The 24299-nt window shown below is 54.2% G+C and carries 24 protein-coding genes and 2 tRNA genes; 25 read left to right on the forward strand and 1 reads right to left on the reverse strand.

Features of this window, described 5'->3' with window-relative positions:
- Positions 1 to 20: 20 nt before the first annotated feature.
- The gene (locus tag BU251_RS00550) at positions 21 to 1571 is read right to left on the reverse strand and encodes a peptidylprolyl isomerase (RefSeq protein ID WP_128698974.1); all 1551 of its coding nucleotides are present in this window, start codon (positions 1569 to 1571) and stop codon (positions 21 to 23) included.
- Positions 1572 to 1678: 107 nt separating this feature from the next.
- On the opposite strand from BU251_RS00550, the gene hisG reads away from it, so the two are divergent.
- The 25 genes from hisG (at position 1679) to BU251_RS00675 (ending at position 24231) form a co-directional block, all read left to right on the forward strand.
- Positions 1679 to 2566 carry an ATP phosphoribosyltransferase gene (hisG, locus tag BU251_RS00555; RefSeq protein WP_128700920.1) on the forward strand — a complete coding sequence of 296 codons (888 nt, stop codon included), beginning with the start codon at positions 1679 to 1681 and terminating at the stop codon, positions 2564 to 2566.
- A gap of 541 nt (positions 2567 to 3107) precedes the next feature.
- A complete protein-coding gene (locus tag BU251_RS00560) occupies positions 3108 to 4082 on the forward strand; it encodes a tetratricopeptide repeat protein (protein WP_128698975.1) in 975 nt (324 codons plus the stop codon).
- A gap of 3 nt (positions 4083 to 4085) precedes the next feature.
- The gene (locus tag BU251_RS00565) at positions 4086 to 4913 is read left to right on the forward strand and encodes a transketolase (protein WP_194946679.1); all 828 of its coding nucleotides are present in this window, start codon (positions 4086 to 4088) and stop codon (positions 4911 to 4913) included.
- Positions 4914 to 4934: 21 nt separating this feature from the next.
- Complete coding sequence (locus BU251_RS00570; RefSeq protein ID WP_128698976.1) at positions 4935 to 5864, forward strand: transketolase family protein; 930 nt, start codon at positions 4935 to 4937, stop codon at positions 5862 to 5864.
- Between the two features lie 15 nt (positions 5865 to 5879).
- Positions 5880 to 6806 carry a 4-(cytidine 5'-diphospho)-2-C-methyl-D-erythritol kinase gene (gene ispE / locus BU251_RS00575; protein ID WP_128698977.1) on the forward strand — a complete coding sequence of 309 codons (927 nt, stop codon included), beginning with the start codon at positions 5880 to 5882 and terminating at the stop codon, positions 6804 to 6806.
- A 42-nt stretch (positions 6807 to 6848) separates the two neighbouring features.
- Positions 6849 to 7268: a septation protein SpoVG family protein gene (locus BU251_RS00580; protein WP_128698978.1), complete on the forward strand. Its 420-nt coding sequence runs from the start codon at positions 6849 to 6851 to the stop codon at positions 7266 to 7268.
- Positions 7269 to 7287: 19 nt separating this feature from the next.
- Positions 7288 to 7359: transfer RNA gene (locus BU251_RS00585), tRNA-Gln, on the forward strand.
- Positions 7360 to 7969: 610 nt separating this feature from the next.
- Positions 7970 to 9181, forward strand: a complete 1212-nt coding sequence (locus tag BU251_RS00590; protein WP_164908789.1) for a bifunctional UDP-N-acetylglucosamine diphosphorylase/glucosamine-1-phosphate N-acetyltransferase GlmU — start codon at positions 7970 to 7972, stop codon at positions 9179 to 9181.
- Positions 9182 to 9562: 381 nt separating this feature from the next.
- Positions 9563 to 10516 (forward strand): ribose-phosphate diphosphokinase, encoded by a 954-nt coding sequence (locus tag BU251_RS00595; protein WP_128698980.1) that lies wholly within the window; start codon positions 9563 to 9565, stop codon positions 10514 to 10516.
- Between the two features lie 150 nt (positions 10517 to 10666).
- The gene (locus tag BU251_RS00600; RefSeq protein ID WP_128698981.1) at positions 10667 to 11359 is read left to right on the forward strand and encodes a 50S ribosomal protein L25; all 693 of its coding nucleotides are present in this window, start codon (positions 10667 to 10669) and stop codon (positions 11357 to 11359) included.
- A gap of 7 nt (positions 11360 to 11366) precedes the next feature.
- The gene (pth, locus tag BU251_RS00605; RefSeq protein ID WP_128698982.1) at positions 11367 to 11960 is read left to right on the forward strand and encodes an aminoacyl-tRNA hydrolase; all 594 of its coding nucleotides are present in this window, start codon (positions 11367 to 11369) and stop codon (positions 11958 to 11960) included.
- A 13-nt stretch (positions 11961 to 11973) separates the two neighbouring features.
- Positions 11974 to 12294: a 30S ribosomal protein S6 gene (gene rpsF, locus BU251_RS00610; RefSeq protein WP_128698983.1), complete on the forward strand. Its 321-nt coding sequence runs from the start codon at positions 11974 to 11976 to the stop codon at positions 12292 to 12294.
- 49 nt (positions 12295 to 12343) lie between these two features.
- Positions 12344 to 12802 (forward strand): single-stranded DNA-binding protein, encoded by a 459-nt coding sequence (locus BU251_RS00615; protein WP_128698984.1) that lies wholly within the window; start codon positions 12344 to 12346, stop codon positions 12800 to 12802.
- Positions 12803 to 13305: 503 nt separating this feature from the next.
- A complete protein-coding gene (rpsR, locus tag BU251_RS00620; RefSeq protein WP_228767816.1) occupies positions 13306 to 13629 on the forward strand; it encodes a 30S ribosomal protein S18 in 324 nt (107 codons plus the stop codon).
- An 82-nt stretch (positions 13630 to 13711) separates the two neighbouring features.
- On the forward strand, positions 13712 to 14158 hold the full coding sequence (rplI, locus tag BU251_RS00625; RefSeq protein ID WP_128698985.1) for a 50S ribosomal protein L9: 447 nt from the start codon (positions 13712 to 13714) through the stop codon (positions 14156 to 14158).
- Positions 14159 to 14265: 107 nt separating this feature from the next.
- Positions 14266 to 15657, forward strand: coding sequence for a replicative DNA helicase (gene dnaB, locus BU251_RS00630; protein WP_128698986.1), 1392 nt, complete (start codon positions 14266 to 14268; stop codon positions 15655 to 15657).
- 181 nt (positions 15658 to 15838) lie between these two features.
- Positions 15839 to 18157, forward strand: coding sequence for an outer membrane protein assembly factor BamA (gene bamA, locus BU251_RS00635; protein ID WP_164908790.1), 2319 nt, complete (start codon positions 15839 to 15841; stop codon positions 18155 to 18157).
- 151 nt (positions 18158 to 18308) lie between these two features.
- Positions 18309 to 18848: an OmpH/Skp family outer membrane protein gene (locus BU251_RS00640; protein WP_128698988.1), complete on the forward strand. Its 540-nt coding sequence runs from the start codon at positions 18309 to 18311 to the stop codon at positions 18846 to 18848.
- 30 nt (positions 18849 to 18878) lie between these two features.
- Positions 18879 to 19919, forward strand: coding sequence for a UDP-3-O-(3-hydroxymyristoyl)glucosamine N-acyltransferase (gene lpxD / locus BU251_RS00645; protein WP_128698989.1), 1041 nt, complete (start codon positions 18879 to 18881; stop codon positions 19917 to 19919).
- 3 nt (positions 19920 to 19922) lie between these two features.
- Positions 19923 to 21233, forward strand: a complete 1311-nt coding sequence (locus BU251_RS00650; protein ID WP_128698990.1) for a bifunctional UDP-3-O-[3-hydroxymyristoyl] N-acetylglucosamine deacetylase/3-hydroxyacyl-ACP dehydratase — start codon at positions 19923 to 19925, stop codon at positions 21231 to 21233.
- 3 nt (positions 21234 to 21236) lie between these two features.
- Entirely contained in the window at positions 21237 to 22010 is a 774-nt protein-coding gene (gene lpxA / locus BU251_RS00655) for an acyl-ACP--UDP-N-acetylglucosamine O-acyltransferase (RefSeq protein WP_128698991.1), read from the forward strand.
- Positions 22001 to 22825 (forward strand): LpxI family protein, encoded by an 825-nt coding sequence (locus BU251_RS00660; RefSeq protein ID WP_128698992.1) that lies wholly within the window; start codon positions 22001 to 22003, stop codon positions 22823 to 22825. Before lpxA ends, BU251_RS00660 begins: the two co-directional genes overlap by 10 nt.
- Before the next feature lie 109 nt (positions 22826 to 22934).
- On the forward strand, positions 22935 to 23216 hold the full coding sequence (locus tag BU251_RS00665; RefSeq protein ID WP_128698993.1) for an isoamylase early set domain-containing protein: 282 nt from the start codon (positions 22935 to 22937) through the stop codon (positions 23214 to 23216).
- A gap of 25 nt (positions 23217 to 23241) precedes the next feature.
- Positions 23242 to 24018 carry a radical SAM protein gene (locus tag BU251_RS00670; RefSeq protein ID WP_164908791.1) on the forward strand — a complete coding sequence of 259 codons (777 nt, stop codon included), beginning with the start codon at positions 23242 to 23244 and terminating at the stop codon, positions 24016 to 24018.
- A 139-nt stretch (positions 24019 to 24157) separates the two neighbouring features.
- Positions 24158 to 24231, forward strand: a tRNA-Arg gene (locus tag BU251_RS00675).
- Positions 24232 to 24299 lie beyond the last annotated feature (68 nt).

Below are 24299 nucleotides of genomic sequence, written 5' to 3' on the forward strand. Positions count from 1 at the left end.
CGGCTCCTGTCGGCGGAGCCTCACTTTCCTTCAGCCGCAGCAACAGGCATGCCGTAACGGCCAATCTGGTTGACGTAACTGACCAGATGCGCCTGTTTTTTTAAGTCTTCGAAAAACGAGTTAAAGGCTTCGTTGCGTTTTTGTTCCAGCAGGCTTTTCTTGAAATCGTCGAATTCTTTTTTGAGCTTGTCCTCGTCGAGAGAGGGTGTTTGCAGGCTCTGGATGACGAGGAAACCCTGGGGCGTACTTACGGGTTTATCGTAAATCTCGTCTTTTTTCAAGCCGAAGGCGGCATCCTTGAGGACGGTCGCCAATCCCAACTCGGGGATATAGGAATCTTTGGTGAACGGCGGCGTTTCTTTGACGTCCAGCCTCAGGTTTTCAGCCGCACGGTCAAAGGGCATGGCCGGCCGGACGGGCGTTTTTTCGGTTTTCTCTGGACCCCGTGGCTGTTCCTTGGCCTCGGGATTCCTGACGCGGTTCAGGAAGTCCTGGGCGTTCTGGAAGGCGATCTGCGAGGCTTTTTCTTCAATGAGGGCGGTCCTGACCTTGTCCTTGGCCTCTTTAAAGTCAGGGATATAAGCGTCTTTTTTTTCAAGGATACCGAAGAGATAGATTCCCCGTTCTGTTTCTAACGGTTGGGTGATGGCGCCTTGCGGTGTATCAAAGATAGCTGTCTTGATTTGCGGCAGCCACCCCAGGGCGGGGATAGGGTCGTTAAATCCGAAAAATCCGGTTTCTTTGGCTTCGAGCCCTGCTTCTTGCGCGGCTGCTTTCAAGCCGGCAGTCTTGGCCTTTCGGGCAATCTTCTGCATGGTTTCTTGCGCCTTGCCCTTTTCTTCCTCAGTTGTTTTCTCGTCATAGGGGATCATGCAGAAAACGGCATTGATCTGCGGCGGGACCTTAAAGGTCTCCTTGGATGTTTCATAATATTTATTGAGCTCTTCATCTGTTACGGCAATGTTATTTTTATAACTTTGCGGGGAGAAGAGGACGTAGCGCAGGCGCGTCTCGGTATGCTGCTTCTTGTATTCTGCCCGTGCCTCATCGTCGGTGATGGTGACCGGCTTGGTTACCTCTTCATAGACCTTGGTCATGGAAATGTCCTGGCGCGCCTGTTCTTCGAATTGCCGCGCATCCATGCGAAGGGTATATTTCAGGAAGAGCTCATAGGATTGAGGATCGAAGCGGCCGTTCTTTTGGAGGAAAGGCAGGCGGGTGATATGGTCGACGACGTCCCGATCGCTGATGCGGATGCCGCGCCGGCGGACTTCGTGAAGCATGATCAGGCGGTCCCATGCGCCGTTGATGGGGTTTAAAAGGGGCCTGAGGTTCTTTTCCGCCTCTTCGCCGTATTGAAGCAGGATGTGCGTTTTCCATGCCTGCATGGATTGCTGGAAGCGGTCGTAACTGACATTTTTGCCGAAAATCCGGCCTGCGATGTTCGGGACGCGGTCTTTCTTGTTGATGACGCTGGCCGATCCCCAGATGACGAATGCCGGGATGATAAGGACGGCAAGCACATAGAAGATTCTTTTGGCGACCTTCTTTTTGCGGAGCTGTCTCAACATATTTAACCCCTTGATTTGTCAGGTGTTATTTATCAAAGTCTTAATTATACTCCGCCACTTTTTTCTTTACAAAGCATATTTTCAAATGTATAATGACCCCCGCTATGATGACTAAAGATGACGGAAAACTCAAATTAGGTATCCCGAAAGGCAGCCTGACCGAGGCGACCATCAAGATGTTTGCCAAGGCGGGTTTCAGCATTGTCGTCAGCTCCAGGTCTTATGTCCCTGTGATCGACGACCCCGAGATCCAGCCGATCATGCTGCGGGCACAGGAGATGTCCCGCTATGTCGAAGACGGGGTCCTGGATTGCGGCATCACCGGTAACGATTGGATCCTGGAGAACCGTTCGGATGTCGTTAAGCTGGCCGACCTGGCTTATGCCAAACAGAGCATGAATCCTGTCCGCTGGGTATTGGCCATCCCGGAACAGTCTTCCATCAAGTCCGTCAAGGACCTTCAGGGCAAGAGGATTGCCACCGAGCTTGTCGAGGTCACAAAAGACTACTTTAAGAAGAATAATGTTGCGGCGGATGTAGAGTTCAGCTGGGGAGCGACCGAAGTCAAGGTCGCCGCCAACCTCGTGGATGCGATCGTCGAGTTGACCGAGACAGGATCGAGCCTGCGTGCCCACAATTTGAAAGAGATCGCCACGATCTGTACGTCGACAACACAGTTCATCGCCAACAAGAAATCGGTCAGAGATCCGAAGAAAAAGAAGAAGATGGACCAGGTCATTATGCTGCTGCGCGGGGCCATTGATGCTGAAGGCAAGGTGGGCCTCAAGATGAATATCCCGGCCAAGGCGTTGCCGCAGCTCCTGCGTGTCCTGCCGGCGTTGCGCAAGCCGACGATCTCGCACCTTTCCGACGAAAAATGGGTCGCGGTTGAGACCGTGATTGAAGAAAAGCTGGTACGCAAGATCATCCCCGAACTCAAAGAGGCTGGAGCTGAGGGAATCATCGAGTATTCCTTGAATAAATTGATCGTGTGAAAGACAGAGTACGGAGAACAGAGCACAGAGGACAGAAAAAACAAAATCATTCCGTTGTCTGTTGTCTGTTTTCCCCCGAGCAAAGTGAGGTCGCTGTTGCGGCGAATAAGCCGCAACACGTTTAGCGACGCCCGCCGAGAGGGTGAGGCGGGCCGAGGTCGAAGCGCTTCCTTTGCTTTTTATTGAAGGTTAAGCGAGACTAGACATATATAGGGAGGCGGCGTGTCGAGCGGAGCCCTTTGACGCGGCTATCAAAGCTAATCTTGCTCAGGGTGAGTCCTGAGCTTGTCGAAGGACGAAGCGGGACGGTGGGTCGCCTGAAGAGGAGGCTATATGCCTTGTGGCAGAAAAAGAAAAAGACGCAAGATCAAGACTCACAAGAGAAAAAAGATGCGTCGCAAACTCAGACACCTCAAGAAGAGAGATTGGGGTTGATGAGGGGCCCGTCCACCCCTTTAGGGGCGGGGGCTTGTCCCGTATCTGTGAAGTTTTTGCCCCGTTAGGGAATGTTCTATAACAGGGTTTGCGGGATGCTGACGAGATGTTTTTAAAAAAGAGGTGGCTTCTTTTTGTCTGCAGCCTCCTGGCCCTGGCGGCGACCGGGATCATCTCCTGTGCGCCCGTCAATGAAAGCGTCCGCAGAACATCCTCTTCTTACGGCGCTTATATGAAAGGGCTTCTGGCAGACCGCCTCGGGTCGTTTGAAGAAGCGGCGGCCCATTATCGCCGGGCACGAAGCCTGGATCAAAAGTCGCCTTTGCCCCATATTCAGCTGGGGCGGGATTACGTAGGGCTTGGGGATTTACAAAAGGCCGCCGCTGAATTCCGGACGGCCCTCCTCTCGGCGCCCGGCGACGCGCAGACCCGGTATGTTCTGGCACTGATCTATGCGCAGCTCAATGATTACAAGAAGGCCGCCGAACAATGCGAAATCCTGCTCAAAGATGCTGCGGCCTTACCGCAAAAGACACAGCTGAGACGGATCCTGTCTCAGCTCTATTTTTTGGAAGGCGATTTTGTCGCGGCCAGGAAATACAGCCAGGAGATTTTAGCGCTTGACCCGTTGGATCGCGAAGCCTTGTTTTTTATGGGCCTGATCTCCAGCGAAGAAGGGTCAAGCGAAGAGGCTGAAAGGTTCTTTCAAAAGGTCCTGCGGTATTATCCCGACGATATTGATGCCGCCAACAGCTTGGCATTTCTGTATGCCGAAAAAGGAGAGCATCTTGTTGAAGCGCTGGATCTGGCCTTGCGGGCGGCAGAGGCCCAGGGTGATAACGGCACCTACCTGGATACTCTCGGATGGGTGTATTTTCAGCTTGGTGACACCCCCAAGGCGGTCGCGTTTCTTGAAAAGGCTTCAAAGGTCATGGTGGATCCGGTGATTCTCAATCATCTGGCTGCCGCTTATGAAAGGCAGGGTGAGACGGAGAAAGCCAGAGAACAATGGGAGATATCCCTGGCCTTGGATCCGTCCCAGGGGGATATCCGCGAAAAGTTAAAGATCATCAAAAGATAACCTATGCTTTTGGATTCAAGAAAAATCAAAGAATTGGAAGATAAGGCCAGGGAGATCCGCATCATGATCGTCCAGATGCTGGCGCGTGCCGGATCGGGCCATCCGGGCGGGTCTCTGTCCAGCACGGACATCTTGACGTGTCTCTATTACGCTGTCATGCGCCATAACCCCAGGGATCCTTCATGGCCGGACCGCGACCGCTTTCATTTGTCGAAAGGACATTGTTGTCCGGCGCTTTATGCGGTCTTGGCAGAGCAGGGGTATTTTGCGAAAGAGGAGCTGTGGAAACTGCGGCGGTTCGGTTGTCTCTTGCAGGGGCATCCGGAGCGTCACACGCCTGGCATTGAGGTGTGCAGCGGGTCTTTGGGGCAAGGGCTTTCCGTGGCATTGGGGATGAGCTTGGCAGCGAAACTGGACCGCAAGGATTACCGGACGTATTGTCTCTTGGGGGACGGAGAGATCCAGGAGGGCAACGTCTGGGAAGCGGCCATGGCCGCCGCGCACTACAAATGCGATAATCTTTGCGTTATCCTGGACTACAATGGTTTTCAGATCGACGGCCGGGTCATGGAAGTCATGGCGATTGAGCCATTGGCGGAGAAATGGCGCAGCTTCGGATGGTATGTGCTTGAGATCGACGGACATAATATGGCCGCGATCCATAAAGCCTTTGCCACAGCGAAAAAGATCAAGGAAAAACCGACGATCATCATCGCCAAGACGATCAAGGGTAAAGGCGTCTCTTTCATGGAGAACGTCGTGGATTTCCACGGCCGGGCGCCCAGCCGGGAGGAAGAGGATCTGGCGATGAAAGAACTGGGCGAATCGTAGAGGAAGAATCGGACCGATACCATGGCTGAAATGCTTTATCAACGCGATATTTACGGCAAGACGCTGGTTGAACTCGGCCGCCGCACGGCGGATGTCGTGGTGTGCGATGCGGACTTGTCCGGTTCGACGCGCACGGCGTTTTTTGCCAGGGAATTCGCATCCCGGTTTTTCAATTTCGGTGTTGCTGAACAGAACATGATGGCGACGGCGGCGGGCTTGGCGTCTTGCGGGAAGGTCGTTTTTGCGTCCACATTCGCCATGTTCGCCTCGGGCCGCGCCTGGGACCAGGTGCGCAACACCATCTGTTACAGCGGACTCAATGTCAAGATCGTGGCGACCCATGCGGGCGTCACCGTCGGTCCCGACGGCGCCAGTCACCAGGCGCTTGAGGATATCGCCATCATGCGGGCCATCCCCAATATGACCGTTATTGTGCCTTGTGACGGGCCGGAAACGCGGGAAGCTATCCTGACCGCTTTTGAGACCTCGGGGCCGTTTTATATCCGTCTGGGCCGTGCCAAGGTGCCAAGCATCGACAAGAGGCCGGAGTTTCGTCTTGGGAAAGGCGGTCTCCTGCAAGAGGGCAGCGACGTTACGCTCGTGGCGTGCGGCATCATGGTTCAGGAAGCCCTGAAGGCGGCCGCTGAATTGGCTAAAAACAAGATATCCGCCCGTGTTATCAATATGCCCACCATTAAGCCGCTCGATGAAAATATCCTTGTGGAAGCCGCTCGTCAGACGAAAGGACTTGTGGTTTGTGAAGAGCATTCTGTGACGGGCGGACTTGCTTCGGCTGTTGCGGAAACTTTAAGCGAGAAGCATCCTGCACCGATCGTCCGCGTCGGTGTCAAGAACAGGTTCGGTCAATCAGGGGATGAGGCGGCCTTGCTGACGGAATACCAGCTGACGTGCGCTGACATCGTCAGGGGTGCCCACTCCATTTTGGCATAAGAGATCCCCAGTCCAATGGCCTCCGTTAATTCTCTTTTACTTTCCTCTCCCGCCAAGCTCAATCTTTATCTTGACGTCCTGGGCCGGCGGCCCGACGGCTACCACGAACTCCTGACTTTTTTTGAACGTATCTCTCTTTGCGACACCGTCCGCCTAACGGAGATCCAGACGGACGAGATCGTCTTGTCTTGTGACAGCCGCCTGGTTCCCTCCGATGCTGCTAATTTGGCGTGGCAGGCTGCCGATCTGCTACGGCGGTCCTTTGGTGTCAAGAAAGGCGTCAAGATCGAAATCCAGAAGCAGATTCCTGTGGGCGGCGGCATGGGGGGAGGGTCAAGCAATGCCGCTACCGTCCTTTTGGGCATGAACAGGCTTTTCGGGATGCGTCTAAGCCGGCCGGTACTGGTCGATTTGGCCAACCGTCTGGGCAGCGATGTGGCTTTTTTTGTTTCTGGAAGGCGTTTTGCCATCGGCCGGGGCCGCGGAGGCGATCTGACGGGCGTCTCGATTCCTCCCCGAGTGCGTTTATGGCACGTTCTTTTTGTTCCGCCGAAGAACATTATGACCAAAGATGTCTATGCGCTCTTTGATAGGGGGTCTCAAAGGAGCAGAACAGGCCGGAATCCCAGAGAAACTTTAACGTTGACAAAGAATAATGAGAATGTTAATATACTACTCTCTTGTCTTAAAGAGGGAGATCTCCGTTTTCTTAACAGGAAGATTTACAATCGGTTAAGCGAAATCGTAATAGAATCATATGGTTTCGTTTCTGAACTAAGAACTGATCTTTCTAAACTCGGGTTCAAATGGCTACACATGTCAGGTAGCGGGCCGACCCTTTTTGTTGTATGTAAAGACCAAAAATACGCGCAGCGGGTTTATGATAAGGCGCGCGCCAGGCTTTCAGATAAATGCCACGTATTTATCGCCGCAACGCTGTAATTATTGTATTTTTTGGTCGGTTACACAGGGAGGGGACGATCCATGGAAATCACTGAGGTGAGGGTTTTTCTCAAGGATAGTCCTGACAAGAAACTTAAAGCTTATGCCACGGTGACGTTCGACAACGCTTTCGTCGTCAGGAACATTAAAGTGATCGAGGGGGGCAGCGGCCTTTTTATCGCCATGCCTTCTCGAAAGCTCAAGACAGCATGTCCCAAGTGTAATTTTCGCAACGAGGTCCGCAGTAAATATTGCAACCAGTGCGCAACGCAATTGCCGGCTGTCATGCGGCCGGTGACTGTAGAATCCAATGCGGATGGCGCTCAGTCTGAACACAGGGATATCGCCCATCCGATCACTCAGACCTTCCGGGATTACTTGCAGAAAAAGGTTTTAGATGCCTTTGAGAGCGAAAAAGCCAAAGGCCCTTCTTCCTTTTCAGGTCACGACAGCGAAGAATGAGATAGATTTTCTGAGATATTGCCCGGTGGTGCAACTGGTAGCACATCAGACTTTGGATCTGAGTATCCTGGTTCGAGCCCAGGCTGGGCAGTTCGATTATCGGCCTGGCGAGAACCAAAGGGGTGCGGGGAGACCGTCCCCGCGCTTTCGGGGTAACAGGAGCGAATCCGCGTAAGCGGATGAGCCCGCCATAGGGGCAGAGCCCCTTTGGGGAGCGGAGTGGAAACGAAGAGACTGGTTCTAGGCGCGCAGCGCCGGAGCCCAGGCTGGGCAGCTTGATTATCGGCCTGGCGAGAACCAAAGGGCGCTGGTCGGTTTCATGGCCGGCCTGGCGACCTGCCTGCTTTGGCTAAGGCCAAAGGCAGGGAACCAAAATAATATATTGACGCGTCCCCCCGTCGTTCGTTGACGCATTGTCAAGCGCGGGGGCTTGTACTTCGACAGACTCAGGGTTATGCTCTGAGCAAGTCCACCTTCGGTGGACGCATCGAAGAGTTTGCTAACCACAAGGCCATGGCGTGTTCCTGCGATCATGCAATCACCGACCTTTTTGTAGGCAACGGATGTTGTCGAGAGGCCGGTGAGCCTTCCGGTTTTTATCAGCAATCACGCGTTTCACGGCGAAAGAAAATCCCGGGGAATTCCTAAAACTTATGTTAAAGTTGTGCGTTATCGTTTTGGCTGCAGGAGAGGGGAAACGGATGAAGTCCGCCACCCCGAAGGTCCTGCATGAAGTGGCCTGGCGTCCTATGTTGAGCTTCGTTATGGATGCCGCCGTATCGATGAAGCCCAGAAAGACCGTTGTGGTTTTAAGTCCCAAGAGGCCTGAGGTTCGCGGCGTCCTCGAGAAGTCCGTGGCTGTTGCGTTCCAGAAAAGTCCTCTCGGCACGGCCGATGCCGTTGCAGCGGCGGTCAAGGAGATCCCGAAAGATTCAGGCGACGTCATGGTGCTTTACGGCGATACGCCGCTGATCCGTCCACAGACGGTGCGCCGCCTCTATGAAGCCCATGTGGCGAGCAGCGCATCCTGCACCGTGTTGACGACATTTTTGAACGATCCGCGGGGTTACGGCAGGGTCTTGCGCAACGATGCGGGTCGCTTTCTGGCGATCGTCGAGGAAAGAGATGCGACAGTTTCCCAAAAGGCCGTGCGGGAGATCAACACGGGCCTTTATTGTTTTAAAAAAGACGATCTTCTGGAAGGGTTGAAGCATATCAGGCCCGACAACAGAAGCGGTGAGTATTACCTTACAGACGTCTTGGGTTGGCTTTTTGGTTCCAACAAAAAGGTCGAGACGGTCCTTGCGGAAGATCCTCAGGAAGTGTTGGGCGTCAATTCGCGCCGGGACCTGCGGGAGGCCTCGGAAGTCCTCCGGATGCGTATCCTGGAATCATTTGAGGAGCGGGGTGTCGTCATCGAGGACCCGAAGTCGACCTTTATCGACCCTGCCGCAATGATCGGATCGGGCTCCCGTGTTCGTCCATTCACCTATATCGAAAAAGATGTCGTGATAGGCCGCGATTGCTCCATCGGGCCCTTCTGCCATCTGCGTCCCGGGGTTGTCCTCGGCGACCGGGCGGCTGTAGGAAATTTTGCCGAAGTCAAAAATTCGACCCTGGGAGAAGAAAGCGTCATGCATCACGTGGGATATCTCGGCGATACGGAGGTTGGCCGCAGGGTCAATATCGGGGCCGGCACCGTCGTTGCCAATTTTGACGGTCAGAAAAAGAGCAAGACCATCATTAAAGACCAGGCTTTTATCGGTAGTGATGCGGTTTTGATTGCGCCAGTGGTCATCGGCAAGAAGGCCGTGGTCGGCGCCGGAAGCGTCGTGACGCGGCGTCATGATGTTCCGGACCGGGCGGTTGTGGCGGGCGTGCCGGCCCGGGCCCTGAAACCCAAACGTAAATAATTTTGATCGAGCCGCAGAATGCGGCGAAGATCAGACCCTTCCTTTATGTGGAATGAGGAAGGTCTACCCTTTCTGGGTCACCCCGCGAGTATCGGAAAAATTTGGCGCCCGGCAGCCCTGGGTAAGAAATTTTTCCGATATCTTACGATGCGCAGGTCTCCAGGAAAGAAACCCTGTGCTCATTCTGCTCGAACAGGGCGAGTACAGGGAGATTCATTGAGGCCATGACTTACGCCTGCCTTTGGTCTTCAGCCAAGGCAGGCAGGGAACCGTCACGTTGCTCCTGGTGACGTAAGTCATATGGCCGAATTAATCCGCCGAAGCTTTGGTGGCGGATGGATTTATTTAGGTCGCAGAAGCGGTAATCATAGGAGTCATGATATGAACAAGCTTGAGATTTTTTCAGGGAACGCCAACAAGGGGTTGGCGGAGGAGATCGCCAAGGAGCTGGGCAAGAAGCTTGGCGGCATGATGGTGGAGCGTTTCAGCGAAGGGGAGATCAGGGTCAAGATTGACGACAATGTCCGGGGCAAAGATGTTTTTGTGATCCAGCCGACCTGCCCGCCGCCCAATGAAAACCTCATGGAGCTTTTGATCATCATCGACGCCTTGAAGCGCGCCTCCGCCGGGCGCATCACGGCTGTTGTGCCGTATTACGGATATGCCCGCCAGGACCGTAAGGACCAGCCGCGTGTGCCGATTTCAGCTAAACTTGTGGCGAACCTCCTGACCGTGGCCGGGGCCAGCCGTATTTTGACGATGGATCTCCATGCCGGGCAGATCCAGGGGTTCTTTGATATTCCCTTGGATCATCTTTTTGCCGTTAATGTCTTTGTCGAATACATCACCTCAAAGCTCAAGTTGGAGAATTATGTCGTGGTTTCTCCCGATGTCGGCGGCATCAAGACCGCGCGGGCGTACGCCAAGAGGCTCGGGGTAGGCCTGGCGATCGTGGATAAGCGCCGCATCTCCCCCGAAAAGGCAGAAGCCATGAATATCCTCGGCGAAGTCGAAGGCAAGAACGCCATCCTGGTGGACGATTTGATTGCGACCGGCGGATCCCTGATCGAGGCCGCGAACGCCTTGAGACGGGCGGGAGTCAAGAAGATCTATGCGGCTGTTGTCCACGGTGTTCTTTCCGGAGACGCCGTCAAGAAAATCGAAAGTTCGATCCTCGAGCAGTTGATCATCACCAACACGATCCCGAAGGATGACCACAAGGCGAGTTCCAAGATCAAGGTCTTGTCCGTCGCGCCCCTCTTGGCGGAGGCCATCAAGCGGATCCACCACGAAGAATCGATCAGCTGTTTGTTTGATGAGAGATTTGAGATATAAGGGAAGAAATGTTGACCCCTCGCTTAAGCACTTGTAAATTTTCTCTCCGGCCGGCTAAACCGGCCTTCAGAAAATTTCCTGCGTAAGCTCGGGGTTGATTTTGTAGGGAAAAAGTTACCCATTATAGGCAAAATCAAGGAGAATACGACGATGGAAGCGATTTATCTGGAAGCGAAGGTGCGGGAAGGCGCCGAGGTCGGCAAGAGCCATATCCTGCGCCGTGGAGGATTTGTGCCGTGCGTTGTTTACGGTGAGGGCAAGAAGACATTGCCTCTGAAGATCGAGCGGAGCCGTTTGATCAAATTCATGCACGCGCATCACGGCGGCGAAAACATGGTGATCACCCTGAAGATCGCCGGCGGCAAAAAAGACGAAGAGAAGGCGGTCCTGATCAAAGAGATCCAGAATCACCCGGTCACCAGTGATATTCTCCATGTGGATTTTAACGAGATATCCCTGACGAAGAAGATCACCGTTCCTGTGCCCATAGAAGCCGTCGGAGAACCTGTAGGCGTCAAGCAGGAAGGCGGGACGCTGGAACACATCATCTGGGAAGTAGAGGTCGAATGTCTGCCGACCCAGATCCCCGAAAAGTTGACCGTTGATGTCTCCCAGATGAAGATCGGCGATACGATTTATCTGAAGGATGTGTCTTTGCCGTCGGGTGTCGTGATCAAGCACGATCTGGATTCCATTGTCTTTTCCTTGTTGGCGCCTCTTAAGGAAGAGGCGGCGCCTGCGGAAGCCGCCGCGGCCGAAGGGGCAGCGGCAACTGCCGAGCCGGAAGTCATCAAGAAAGAGAAGAAACCTGTCGAGGAAACTGAAGAAACCAAGGGTGCGTAGAACGGCGATGAGGGCTCAAGGAACCGACGCGAAGATGATCGTTGGCCTGGGCAATCCGGGTTCCCAATACCGCCTGACAAGGCATAATGCGGGAGCCAGGGCCGTTGAGGCATTGGCGCGCAAGCACGGCTGGAGACTCAAGAACAGCAGGTTCACCAGAAGCTTGTGGGCAGCGGGTGATCTTTTTGAGGCTAAGATTTATCTGGTTTTGCCGCAAACATATATGAATCTTTCGGGCGAAGCCGTCGCCGCAGGCCTTAGAAAGAAAAGGTTGAAAACTCGGGACCTGCTTGTGGTTTGTGATGATGTGGCTTTGCCGCTGGGAGAGATGCGTTTCAAGGTCCGCGGAAGCGCCGGCGGCCACAACGGGCTGAAATCCGTTATCGAACATATCAAGACGGATGAGTTTAACCGTCTGAGATTAGGTGTCGGCCGCGAAGCACAGGAAGGCGATCTGGCGGATTACGTACTTGCGAAGTTCACCGTCCGTGAGGGGCCGGCCGTCGAGGAAATGACGGCGGCGGCTGTCCGGGCCATGGAGATGTGGCTGGAAGCCGGCATTGACAGAAGCATGAATTTATTTAACGCAAAGAAGAAATAGGGGGTAAGAAGGTATGAAAAAGTACGAAGCGATGTTCATCGTCAGACCGGACCTTAAAGAAGAAGACAAAAATGCCGTCCTTAAAGGGATCAAAGACCAGGTTGTCAAGCATCAGGGTACCGTGACCCAGGACCAGGTGTGGGCGGAACGGCGCAAACTGGCGTACGACCTGTTCCCGATAGGGGGCGGGACCCGCTATAAGGAAGGGCTTTATTATCTGGTCAATTTTGATGTGGATCCTTTGGTTGTCAATACGCTGAAGAGCGCCTACGGCCTTAATGAAAACATCCTCAGGTATATCATCCTGAAGATCGACGAGAAAAAAGCCGCCTAATGCGCGCGGTCGAAGATGAAGTCCGGGTGTCGGGAAAAAAGGAGTCCATATGGCTAATCTCAACAAGGTTTTTTTGATCGGCAATCTTACCAAAGACCCTGAATTGCGCTATACGCCCGGAGGCACGGCGGTCGTCAATCTCAGGATGGCGACAAACCGTCGCTTCAAGGACAAGACAGGCGAGATGAAACAGGAAGTATGTTTTATCACGGTTGTGGCATGGGACAAGCAGGCGGAGGTCTGCAACCAGTATTTGCGTAAAGGCAGTCCGTTGTTCGTGGAAGGCCGCCTGCAGACCCGCAGCTGGGACGGCAACGACGGCAAGAAAAGAAGCGTCGTCGAGGTCAGGGCGGAGCGGATCCAGTTCTTGGGGCAGGCGGGCCAGAAAGGCGAGACTGCTGCCGAAGAGCATGTTTCTACGGCTGAAGAAAAACAGGCTGCGCCGGCACTCGGTGCGGATACCGACGACGTTTCCTGGGGTCAGGATGCGGCAGAGGATGTGAGTTAGGAGACCCCTCGCTTAAGCACTTGTAAATTTTCTCTCCGGCCGGCTAAACCGGCCTTCGGAAAATTTCCTGCGTAAGCTCGGGGTTGATTTTGCAAGGAAAATTACCCATTATAGGCAAAATTAAGGAATAAGCGTTGACTCCGCACTTGGGCACTTGAAAATTTGTGCCATGGCTAGGCCGTCGGCCTGGCGCAGCCGGCCAGGACGGCCATCCGGCACAAATTTTCCTGGTCTGCTGAAACAGCAGACCGAGTAAGTGCGGAGTTAACCCCACAAGGGGGTAGGCCTTCGCATGCCGCAGAAAGCTGCACCCCGCTTTAATAGGATAAGCGGGTGCGTCCCACTGGACGGCATACTGGCTCATCCGATTGAGCCAGGTAATTCCGAATAAGCGAAGGGCCTAATTTTGCGCCGCAGAAAGCGGCGCACTGGCCCTTCCGATATGGCCAGGTGTAAGGAATAGAAACCCTGTTATAGGCAAAATTAAGGAGGTCGTGAGATCTATGGTTTATCAAAAGAGAGAGATGGGGAGACGGGGAGGATCGCGTGACAGCGGCGGCAGAGGTTCGGCCAAGCCGGGTGCGCGCAGACGCGAGAGGCGAGACGATCTTGAGGGGCGCTTCCGCCGCAAGACGTGCCGTTTTTGCGAAGAGAAGGTTAACAATCTGGATTATAAGGATTTGAAGCGCATGGAGCGCTTGGTGAGCGAGCGCGGTAAAATCCTGTCGCGCCGCGTGACAGGAACATGCGCCAAACATCAGCGCTGTGTTGTCGAAGCCGTCAAGAGGGCCCGTTTTATCGCACTCTTGCCGTATTTGAAGAAATAACGGGATTGAATAAAAAGATATTTTGGAAACTTGAATTTGGTTATTGGTCATTGTTTGGTTATTTGTTACTCGAGAGGTTGCCATGTTGAAAGTTGTTTTGAGATCCGATGTTCCCGGGATTGGCAAGATTGGCGAAGTCAAACAGGTCAAGGACGGTTTTGCCCGTAATTTTCTTCTGCCGCAGAACCTGGCTGTGATAGCGACGGACCATGCCTTGAAGCAGATGGAGCTGGAGCAGAAGAAGCGGCAGGCCAGGCTTGCCCAGGAGCGAAAGAAGGCCGAAGAGCTGGCCCAGAAGCTTAACGGATTTTCCCTGACCATAACCGTCGAGGTCAATGAAGAAGAAAAGCTTTACGGGAGCTTGACGGTCCAGGACATCCAGAAAACCCTGGCCGGCGAGGGGATCGACGTGGAAAAAAAGTGTATCGTCTTGGAGGCCCCTCTGAAGGCGCTGGGCATATATGACATCGACGTCAGACTTCATCCTGAGGTGACGTCGAAGATCAAGGTCTGGGTGGTCAAGAAATAGGTCGGAAAAGCGAATTCTTTGAGTTTATCGAGTTCTTATGGCTTGACTCCATAGGCTCAATGAACCGTTGTTGGTGATATTTCCTTCGAGGTTTCCATATTTTTTCTATGAAAAAATCGCCGAAACGTCATGACAAAGAAGGAGTTGCCGGGGCCCTGGCGCCTATCGAGAAGCTGCCCCCGCAGAATATCGAAGCGGAAATGGCGGTGCTGGGCTGTATGTTGATCGAGGAAGACGCCATTGGCCTGGCGGTCGAGAATCTCTCGGCGGAAGACTTCTATAAAGACGCTCACAAGAAGATATTTTCTTCTATTGTCCAGCTTTATGATCAGCGCAAGGCCGTCGATCTGATCACGTTGATCGAGAGGCTCAGGAATGAAGGCGTCCTCGAGGAAGTCGGCGGCGCCAGTTATCTGACGGCCCTGACCAATACCGTCCCTACCGCGGCGAACGTCTCCCATTATTCCCGCATCGTCAAAGAGAAAAATGTCCTGCGTCTTTTGATCCACCACGCGACCCAGATCGTGACCGAGGCCTATGACACCGAAGATGCGGTCGGCGATGTCCTGGACCGCGCCGAGAAGATGATCTTCGAGATCGCCGACAGGCGTGTGGGCCAGGCGGGTTTTATCCTCATCAAAGAGATCATTAAAGACTCTATTGAGACAATCGATCGGCTCTATCAGAATAAAGCTCATGTGACGGGAGTTGCGACAGGCTACACGGATTTCGATATCAAGACTGCCGGCCTTCAGCCTTCGGACCTGATTATTGTCGCCGGTCGTCCTTCCATGGGGAAAAGCGCTTTTGTCATCAATATTCTCGAGCATGCCAGTATCATCGAGAAGATCCCGACGGCCTTTTTCAGCCTGGAAATGTCCAAAGAACAGCTGGTGCAAAGGCTCTTGTGCTCGCATGCCCGCGTGGACGCCCACAAGGTCAGGACGGGTTATCTCTCGGCGTCCGACTGGCCGAGCCTGACGACGGCGGCAGGCAAACTGTCCGAAGCGCCTATTTTTATCGATGATACGCCCGGCATCTCCGTTCTGGAATTAAGGGCCAAAGCCAGGCGGTTGAAGGCCCATCACAATATCGGCCTGATCGCCCTGGATTATCTCCAGCTCATGCGCGGCACGGCGGGGGTGGAGAGCCGGCAGCAGGAGATTTCCGAGATATCCCGTTCTCTTAAGGCGCTGGCCAGGGAATTGAACGTTCCTGTGATCGCCATCAGCCAGTTGTCCCGCGCCGTGGAAAGCCGTACGGACCACCGGCCCCAGCTGTCGGACCTGAGGGAGTCTGGCGCCATCGAACAGGACGCCGATGTGGTGGTGCTTTTGATTAGGGAGGAATATTATAATCCTTCGGAGCAGAATCGCGGCATCGCCGAGGCCATTATCGCCAAGCAACGCAACGGGCCTGTCGGGACCGTGAAGCTTGCCTTTATCAAGGAGTATACGCGTTTTGAGAATCTGACCGGCGCCGAGGCGCAAAACGGCTGATACCGGGATAACGCGTGGAATGATAACTCAGTGATTGACTTTCGGTTAAGGCTTTCGTATAATTTGATACATTCGCGGGAAATCACTCGCATCCATATCTGGGGGGCGGGATGCGTGAAAAGTCCGCTCAGCATCGACCCTGAGCATCGAATGGGTTGAGAAAACCAATCATAGGGCTATAGTGAGACGCCTTCAAACCTACCTTATAAGTATCGTTTTTCTTTGTTGCGCTGTTTCTGTCTTCGCCCAGAAAGAGGAGGCTCAAGAGGCAGAAGCAACCCCGTCCAAGATCGTCAAATCCGTTGAAGTGACCGGCAACAAGGCCATCAGTACCGCCACGATCATGGCCAAGCTCAAAACGCGGGTGGGACAGGTTTATTTTCCGCAAGCGGCCCGCGACGACATCAAGCGGCTCTATGAGACCGGATTTTTCTCGGATATCAGCCTGGATCTGGAAGATGTCGAGGGCGGCCTGAAGGTGACCTTCAAGGTGGAGGAGAGGCCGATCATCGAAGATATCGCCATCGAAGGCAACAAGACGTTCCGCACGAGCACACTCCTGCGCAAGCTCAAATCCAAACAGGGGCAGTACATGAATCTGGCCGTTCTCAAGGACGACCTGACATTGATCAAGAAAGAATATGAAAAGAAGGGCCAGCCCGATGTGACGGTGGACCAGAGTGTGACCACCGACCCCAAGACGAACAAGGCCAAGATCACCATCAAAATCAATGAAGGCCGGCGCATCAAGATCAGGAAGATCTATGTGGACGGGAATCTCCATTTTCCGGACGGCAAGATCCTGGGATTGATCAAGACCAAGCGCGCCGGCTGGTTCAATCCCGGTTATTTCAAGGAAGACCAGTTCAACGACGACCTGGAACGGATCAAGGATTTTTATCAGAAGAACGGCTATCTGGATGCCGCCGTTGATTACCGCCTTGATTACGACGCCAAGGGGGATATTTATTTGCGTATCCACGTCGAAGAAGGGAAATCCTACAGCGTCGGCAGCATCACGTTCAGGGGCAATGTCAAGGCCACCGACAAGGAGCTTTCCGACAGCATCAAGGCCTGCCCGGTGGGAGGAGTTTTCACTTATGATTCCCTGAAGATGGATGTGACCAATCTCCAGGGGTTCTATTTCGGCAAAGGGTATATTTACGCCCAGATCAATGAATCCGCGGCCCTGGATTCCGCAACAGGGAAGGTCGATATCACGTATACGATCACGGAAAACGATATCGTTTATGTCGACAGGATCCTGATCCGCGGGAATATCAAGACCAAGGACAAAGTTATCCGTCGCGAACTGAGGATCAAGCCCGGCGAACGCTTCGACGGCGACAAGCTTAAACGCACCAAGGAACGTCTTTACAATCTCGGTTTCTTCGATGAGGTCAACTACGATACGGAGCAGGGCAGCGCGCCCGACAACCGCAATCTCGTCGTGGACGTCAAAGAGGCCAAGACCGGTTCCTTCAGTTTCGGCGGCGGCTACAGCTCGATCGACCAGTTCGTGGGGTTTGTCGAGATCGAGCAGAAAAATTTCGACTGGCAGAACTGGAAGACGTTTACCGGCGCCGGCCAGGACTTGAAGCTGCGCGGAGAATTGGGATCCGTGAGGGAAAATTTCGAATTGAGTTTCACGGAACCGTGGATGTTCGACCATCCGATTTCTTTCGGCTTCGATCTCTACAGCCGCGTCCATGACAAGGATTCCGACGTCGGTTACGGCTATCGTGAAAAGCGTATAGGCGGAGATCTCCGTCTGGGTAAGGAATTCAGCGAATATGTCAAGGGAGGCATCATTTATCGTTTGGAGCAGGTAGATATTTCGAGCGTCGATTCTACGGCCCTGGACGATCTTAAAGCCGAACAGGGCAAGAATCTCATCAGCAGCATGGAGTTTACCCTGACACGTGACACGACGGATAATGTCTTTAACCCCTCCCGCGGCCTGGTGTTGAGCGGTTCCTATGAGATCGCCGGCGGCCCCATGGGCGGCGACAAGAGATTCAACAAAATTTTCGGTCTGGCCTCGCAATATTTTCCGTCTTTCGGCAAGAATGTCCTGCAGCTTCAGGCCCGCGCCGGTATCGTGACGCCTTACGGCGACCAGAAGAAAGTGCCGATTTACGAGCGGTTCTATGCCGGCGGCGCCAATACGATTCGCGGCTATGAAGAGCGCAGCGTCGGGCCGGCAGATCCCGTGACTTCCGATCCTCTGGGCGGCGAAGCCCTGATGATTTTCAACATCGAATACACGTTCCCGATCGTGGAGTTCATCAAAGGCGCTTTGTTCATCGATACGGGCGGCGTCTGGGGAAAGGTGTCCGATTTCGACCTCGGAGGTTTTAAGACGGGCATCGGTTTCGGCGTGCGCATCAAGACGCCGATCGGGCCGTTGAAGCTCGATTACGGCATTCCGCTCAACAAGCAGCCGGGCAAGGAAAGCAAGGAAGGCCGTTTCCATTTCAGCATGAGTCACGGTTTTTAAAGACGCGAATTTACGCTCATGGAGCGTTCATCGGGCAGGAAACAGGGAAGATTTGCGCGGATGGTTTGACGGACATCCGTGGTTATCCTTGTCAAAAACAAAAACGTCTGCTTTCGCGGTTGAGCCCGGAGGGCAGGCAGGGAGGAAAGAAATGAAGAGGAAGACGATGGTCAGGGGATTAGCGTTCGTATGCATGTTTTTGATGACCGCCGGCGCGGCTTTCGCGGCCGGGAAGATCGCCTATGTCGATCTTTCTTCGACGTTCGATAAATATGAGAAGACGAAAGTCTTTGACGACGAGCTCGGTCGGATCCAAAAGGAAAAAGAGAAAGACCTGACGCAATTGGCCGATGACATCAAGGCCATCGAAGACAAAATGCCTTTGCTGAGCGAGAAAGAAAAAGCCTCCAAGCAGAAAGAGCTGGATGAAAAGAACGCCAAGCTGAAACAGGAAAGCCAGCAGGTGGCCCTGGATCTGAGAAAAGAGCGCGACGACAGACTCAAAGAGATCCTCCAGGACATCGAGAAGGTCATCCAGTCGTACGCGCAAAAGAACCAGTACGACTTTATCTTGAACGATCGCGTGCTTTTGTACGGGACGGCCAGCGCGGATGTGACACAGGATATCATCGACCTGCTGAACAATCAGTATAAACAGGATTCCAAAAAGCAGTCGTCAAAGAAAAGATAAATCTTCGATGTTTTGCGGATAGAAGGTCGCATGGGCAGAACGCTAAAGGAAATTGCCGCACTTGTCGGCGGAGAGCTATCCGGTGACCCTGAGACGATGGTTACGGGAGTGGCGGGTCTTAAGGAGGCAGGGGAAGGGGACATCAGCTTCCTGGCTAACCGCCGTTATGCGCCCCTTCTGGAAACGACGCGTGCTTGCGCCGTAATCGTGCCGCTAACCGTGGAAGCCGGCAAAAAGCCTGCGATCCGCGTTTCTGATCCGTCCCTGGCTTTTGCCAAGGTTGCCGGAATATTCCATCCCGTCGTCATCCGCCACCCGAAAGGCATCCACAAGACCGCCGTGGTCGCCAGAACCGCCAAGATCGGCAAGGATGTCGGTTTGGGTCCGTACGTCGTTGTCGAAGAAGGCGCGGTCATCGGGGACCGCACCGTCATCCAGGCCGGCTCATTTATCGGTCACGACACACATATCGGCGCTGACTGCATTTTTTATGCCAACGTCTCGGTGCGCGAGCGCGTGACGATCGGCAACAAGGTCTTTATCCAGAGCGGCAGCGTCATCGGCTCCGAAGGTTTCGGTTATACCAGGGTCGACGGTGTCTACAAGCTGATTCCCCAGACGGGGACGGTCGTGATAGAGGATGAGGTGGAGATCGGGGCGAACGTTGCGATCGACAGGGCAAGGTTCGATAAGACCCTCATCGGCCGCGGGACCAAGATCGACAATCTCGTCCAGATCGCCCATAACGTTGTGATCGGGGAAAACAGCGTGATCGTAGCGCAGGTCGGTATTTCCGGAAGCACGCATATCGGTAACAACGTGACGATCGCCGGACAAGTCGGCCTGGTCGGGCATATCGAGGTCGGCGACGGGGCGATCCTGGCGGCACAGTCCGGGATCATGCGCGATGTGCCTCCCAACACCATGGTTTTCGGTTATCCGGCGCAGCCCCATCATCAGGCCATGAAGATGTATGCGGCTTTCGAACGCCTGCCGGATATGGTGAAGGCTGTCAACGAACTTAAGAGGAAGGTTGAAGAGCTCGAAGAGCGCCTAAAACAGCGAGGATAAGCGTTGCAGAAGACGATCAAAGAAGAAATTTTATTGCGCGGCAAGGGTATCCATACGGGCGAGGATGTGGAGTTGAGGATGCGTCCTCTCGGCCCCGATATGGGCGTTATTTTCCAGAGGGTGGATTTGCCTGAGAAACCCATGGCCCGCGCCGACATCCAGGCGGCCCTGGCGGCCAAAAAGCAGTCGAGACGCACGGCCATCGGCTGCGCCGGCGCCGAGATCCAGACGATCGAGCATTTGATGGCAGTTTTTTCATGTCTCGGGATCGACAATGTCCTTGTCGAAATCAATGGTCCCGAGGTTCCGGGCATGGACGGCAGCGCCTTGAAGTTCGTCGAGGCCGTCAAGAAGGCGGGCGTGACGGAACAGGGAGCGCCCCGCAGGACATTCAAGGTCACGGCACCCTTGTTCGTGGAAGGTGAGACTTCGGCCATCGCGGTGTTCCCGTCGTCCGATTTCAGGATTTCCTATACCTTGAGTTACAGCCATCCTGTCCTGGGAGACAGGTTCCTGGACCTTAAAATCGATGCCGGCGTCTTTGAGAAAGAAATAGCCCCTGCCAGGACGTTCTGCCTTCAAGAGGAGGCCCAGGAGCTGATGAAGAGCGGCATGGGCAAGGGGGCCAATTACGAGAATACGCTTGTCGTTTCCAAAAACGGGGTCATCAAGAACACCCTGCGTTTCGGGGACGAATTTATCCGTCATAAGATGCTTGATCTGATCGGCGACCTGGCCCTTTTGGGCATGCCGATGAAAGGGCATGTGATTGCCATCAAGAGCGGCCATACGATGAACCTGCGGCTGGCGCAAAAGATGAAAGACCAGCTGGACAAACAGTATGTCGCAGCCATCAAGGCGGCGGAGTGCGCGCCGCGGGAAGCCCAGGTGGACATCGGGACCATCATGAAGATTCTGCCGCACCGTTATCCCTTTCTTTTGGTGGACCGCGTCATTTCGATGGAGGAAGGCCGGCGGGCCGTCGGCATCAAGAACGTCACCGTCAACGATTATTTCTTTGAAGGGCACTTTCCCGGTCGTCCGGTCATGCCCGGCGTCTTGATCGTCGAGGCGATGGCCCAGGTCGGCGGCGTCCTGATGCTGAGTCCCGCGGAGAACCGTGGGAAGCTCGCATTCTTCATGGCAGCCAATAACGTCAAGTTTCGCAAACCTGTCATCCCCGGCGACCAGCTCAGGATCGAGGTCGTCGTCGGCAAGCTCCGTTCCAGGACCGGCCAGGTGGCGACGCAGGCTTTTGTCGACGGAGAAATGGTGGCGGAAGCGGAACTTATGTTCGCCCTCGTGGAGAAATAACCTATGGCGCATATCCATCCGACAGCCATTGTCTCCGAAGGCGCAGCGCTCGATAAAGATGTCGAGATCGGCCCTTACAGTGTGATCGGCGGCAAGGTCAAGATCGGCGCCGGCACCCGCGTCGGCAGTTTCTGTGTGGTCGAGAATGATGCCACGATCGGCCGGGAGTGCAAGATCTTCACCGGGGCCTGCATCGGCACCGTCCCCCAGGACCTTAAATATTCCGGGGCGCCCAGCCGTGTTTTGATCGGCGATAACAATGTCATCCGTGAATATGTGACCGTCAATCTCGCCACGACCGAAGGGGCGGCGACCGTTATCGGCAGCCATAACCTGATCATGGCTTACAGCCATGTCGCCCACGATTGCCTCATCGGCGACCATTGCATCATTGCCAACGGCGGCACCCTCGCAGGCCACGTTACGATCGAAGACAGGGTTGTCGTGGGAGGGCTCGTGGCGGTCCATCAGTTTGTCCGTATCGGCACGCTCGCCATCATCGGTGGATGCTCCAAGGTCGTCACGGACATCCCCCCGTATTCGACTTGCGACGGCCATCCCGCCAGGTTCTACGGTTTGAACCTTGTAGGACTCAAGCGCGCCGGCGTCCCGGCAGAGTCGATCCACGAGTTGAAGGCCGCATACAGGATCTTTTTCCAATCGGGCCTGAACAAAAAACATGCCCTCGAAGAGATGAAAAAGTCCCTTCAGATGTCCAAAGAGATAGACCACCTGATTTCTTTTATTGCGTCTTCGAGCCGGGGCCTATGTCACTGAGAAAATTGAACGGCACAAAAAAGATCGGCCTCATCGCCGGCAACGGTAAATTTCCTCTTTTGTTCGCCCGGGAGGCCTCCCTGCACGGGCTTGATGTCGTGGCGATCGCCATCAAGAAAGATACGTCTCTATTGATCGGGCCTTTGGTCAAGAAGGTCTACTGGCTGACCCTCAAGGATTATGCCAGGATGTTCGAGATCTTTGAAAAAGAAGAGATCAAGAAAGTGATCATGGCAGGCCAGGTGAATCCCCGGAATCTTTTTTACAAGGACATGGGGGACGAGATGCTCCAGCGCCTCCTGAGCGCGATCAAAGACAAGAGGCCGGACACTGTCTTTAGCGCTGTGGCCGATATGCTGGCCCAGCACGATATCGAGCTGGTGGATTCCACGCTTCTTCTGGAGAGATTCCTGCCGGAGAAAGGGACGTTGACGAAGACGAAACCCGATGAGAAGACATGGGCGGACATTCGCCTCGGCTTTGACATGGCCAAGCGCGTGGCGGGGCTCGATATCGGCCAGACCCTGGTCGTCAAGAATGGGTCGATCGTCGCGGTCGAGGCTATTGAAGGGACGGATGCCGCGATCCGCCGCGGTGGGCAGGTGGCCAATGGCGGCGTGGTCGTCATCAAGGTGAGCAAGCCGAACCAGGACATGCGTTTTGATATTCCCGTTATCGGGCCGCGGACGATCAGGAATCTGCGCCGAGTCAAGGCGCGCTGCCTGGCCATCGAGGCCCACAAGACCCTGGTGATCGACAGGGAAGTCTGCATCAGGTTGGCCGACCGCTGGCGTATCGCCGTCGTCGCTATCTAGGGAAGCCAGGGACGCGGAGACGGCCGGCGAAAATGGTCAGTGTTTTTCATGCTTGACAAACCTTCGCAGAGTGCTTAGAATATTTTTGTTCTGATAAAAGGAGGCGTCTATGGCAGTTAAGAAAAGTCTGGCAAGCAAGAAGATCGAATTCAAGCTTTCGGCACCAAAGGCGAACTGGGTCGGCGTGGCTGGCGATTTCAACAGTTGGAAACCGGACAGCCTGACCGCCAAAAAAGACAAGAACGGCATCTGGAGAGCGTCTGCATCCGTCCCGACCGGAACATACGAATATAAATTTGTGGTGGATGGTTCCTGGATTGTTGACCCGGGTTGCTCGCGCCGCACCATCAATTCTTTCGGAAGCGAGAACAGCGTTTTGGTGGTTAAATAACCGGTACGCGCTGAAGAGATCTTTTTTGACAAAGGATAGCCCTGAAAAGGGCTATCCTTTGTTCATTAAGGGAGGCGTAGAAGTGAAATATGTCTATGGTCCCGTGAAATCACGCAGGCTTGGGTTTTCCTTGGGGGTGAGCACAGTCCCGTACAAGGTGTGCAGTTTTGACTGCGTCTATTGCCAGCTGAAGGAGACGACGCACAAGACGTTAGAGAGGAAGGCTTATGTCAAGGCTTCCGATATCCTCGAGGAGTTGAAAACTTTTTTTGCCCAGCAGCCAAAAGATATAAAGCTGGATTATGTGACGTTTTCAGGGGCGGGGGAGCCGACCCTGCATTCGGGCCTCGGCCGCCTGATCCGCGCCGTCCATAGGATGACGGATGTACCGGTGGTCGTGATCACGAATTCATCGACGTTGGTCCGTTCCTGTGCGCGACGCGACCTTTTGGCCGCCGACGTCGTCATCCCTTCGCTGGACGCTGTGACGCAGGGCGTCTTCGATAAGATCGACAGGCCGGCGGGGGGCTTAAAGGTTGAAGACGTGATCGACGGTCTCAAGCGTTTCCGCAAGATGTTCGGCGGCGGGTTGTGGCTTGAGATCATGCTGGTCCGGGGCATCAACGACAGCCCCGCCTACCTGAGGCTCATGGAAAAAACCGTCCGGCAGATCAATCCCGGCCGCGTCCAGATCATCGCGCCTGTCAGGCCGCCGGCCCAGGGCTGGGTTAAGGTCCCGACGAAGACCACGCTGAAAACAGCAAAGAAAATATTCGGCAGGAATTGCGATATCATTTGTTAAAAGAGCCGTGGGAAACGGGTAATTTTAGCTCTTCATTTTTTTTGCGCACCCGGCGCTTATATGGAATTGCGCCGGTGCAAAACATCCTGTTTTGCGCACCTTGCACTTATGTGGTATTGCGCAAGTGCGCATTTACTATGCGCCTGTAGCTCAACTGGATAGAGCGCTTGCCTTCGGAGCAAGATGTTGGTGGTTCGATTCCACTCAGGCGCACAAAAATCCTTATTCAACAGGTTCCGGTCTTCGCTTGGCCTTAATGGCAATTCATGGATATATGAGTT

It is taken from the genome of Candidatus Velamenicoccus archaeovorus (genome assembly GCF_004102945.1).
Lineage (GTDB): Bacteria > Omnitrophota > Gorgyraeia > Velamenicoccales > Velamenicoccaceae > Velamenicoccus > Velamenicoccus archaeovorus.